This window comes from Acinetobacter lactucae (assembly GCF_013344765.1).
GTDB lineage: Bacteria > Pseudomonadota > Gammaproteobacteria > Pseudomonadales > Moraxellaceae > Acinetobacter > Acinetobacter lactucae_A.
Window position 1 is genome coordinate 1 of the sequence record NZ_JABVBF010000292.1, and the last position, 1915, is coordinate 1915.

Sequence of the window (1915 nt, forward strand, 5' to 3'; positions counted from 1 at the left end):
TAAAGCGCCTATAAAAATTAAAATATAAATATTCTTCATGAAAAAATGCTCATAATTATATGTTATTTAAACCAATATATATTAATAAAAAAGAGGAGCTTAAGCTCCTCTTTTTACGTTCTCAATCTTAGAAAGGAATACGCTTATATTTGCGGTATTCAGGTTTCCAGAATGATTGATCAATTTTCTGCTTAAGCAAATCATCACTAATCGTTACAGCCACACCATCTGCCATTGCAGCTTTCGCGACTTCAAATGCAATAACTCTAGACACTTGTTGAATTTCACCCAACGGCGGCAATAAATCAGCTTGTGGATCTTTAAGCAATGGGGAACAATTTGCTAAAGCACTACTTGACGCCATTAACATATTTTCAGTAACGCGTTTAGCACCCGATGCCACCACACCTAAGCCAATGCCTGGGAAAATGTATGAGTTATTACACTGAGAAATATTATAAAGTTTACCGTGATGATTCACAGGAGCAAACGGACTACCTGTTGCAATTAATGCTTTGCCTTCAGTCCACTCCACAATATCAGCAGGTACCGCTTCAACACGTGAAGTTGGGTTTGACAATGGCATAACAATTGGACGTTCACAATTTGCCGCCAAGGTCTTAATGATTTCTTCTGTGAACAAACCTGGCTGACCAGAAACACCAATTAACACTGTAGGCTTAGCATTTTTAACAACATCAAGTAGTGAAATCACTTCTTCAATATTGCCCCACTGATCAACCACCTCAGCTTTTTGTGCCAACTTACGTTGGAAGTCGAGCAAGTTTGGTTGATTCTCAGTGATCAAACCAAAACGGTCTACCATATAAACACGAGCACGCGCTTCTGCATCGGTTAGGCCTTCAGCAACCATTTGAGCAACAATTTGCTCGGCGATACCACAACCTGCCGAACCAGCGCCTAAGAAAGCAATTTTTTGATCTTTTAATTGCTTGCCGGCTGCACGACTCGCAGCAATCAAACTACCTACAGATACCGCTGCTGTTCCTTGAATATCATCGTTAAAACAACAAATTTTATCGCGATATTTTTCTAAAAGTGGCATCGCATTTTTTTGTGCGAAATCTTCAAACTGAATTAATGCTTTTGGCCAACGACGCTTTACAGCCTCAATCACCATATCTACAAATGCATAATATTCATCGCCACTAATACGTGGCTGACGCCAACCCATATAGATCGGATCATTTAAAAGTTGTGGATTATTCGTCCCTACATCAATTGTAATTGGCAATGTGTAAGCTGGGCTAATTCCGCCACAAGCGGTGTAAAGTGAAAGTTTCCCAATAGGGATACCCATGCCACCAATACCTTGGTCACCAAGGCCTAAGATACGTTCACCATCCGTAATCACGATAACTTTTACATTATTTTTATTTACGTTTTGCAAAATATCATCAATCACATCACGATCTGGATATGAAATAAAAACACCACGATGACGACGATAGATATCGGAGAAACGCTGACATGCCTCACCCACTGTTGGGGTATAAATAATCGGCATCATTTCTTCAAGATGATTTTCGATTAAATGATAGAACAAGGTTTCATTGGTATCTTGGATATTACGCAAATAGATATGTCGATTGATATCATCAGTAAAAGCGCAATATTGCTGATAAGAACGCTGGCTCTGCTCTTCAATAGTTTCAATAATATGTGGGAGTAAACCGTGTAAGTTAAAGTTACTTCTTTCTTCTTCAGTGAAAGCCGAACCTTTATTTAAAAGTGGTAATTCTAAAAGTGTAAAACCTGCATATGGAATATAAAGGGGATGTTTACTTGGGTGTCCTGATATCATTGCCTATCTCATTTTCCAGCTTAGAGTAGAGAAAAACACGTTTTGTATGGTCTCTAAAACTCTTTGTGCGTATAAGCTAAAGCCTAATTC

General features: G+C 38.6%; 1 protein-coding gene. It reads right to left on the reverse strand.

Annotation, left to right across the window (positions count from 1 at the left end; translation table 11 throughout):
* Nucleotides 1–127 precede the first annotated feature (127 nt).
* Complete coding sequence (locus HUN22_RS16775) at nt 128–1825, reverse strand: NAD-dependent malic enzyme (RefSeq protein ID WP_174731763.1); 1698 nt, start codon at nt 1823–1825, stop codon at nt 128–130.
* Between the last annotated feature and the right edge of the window lie 90 nt (nt 1826–1915).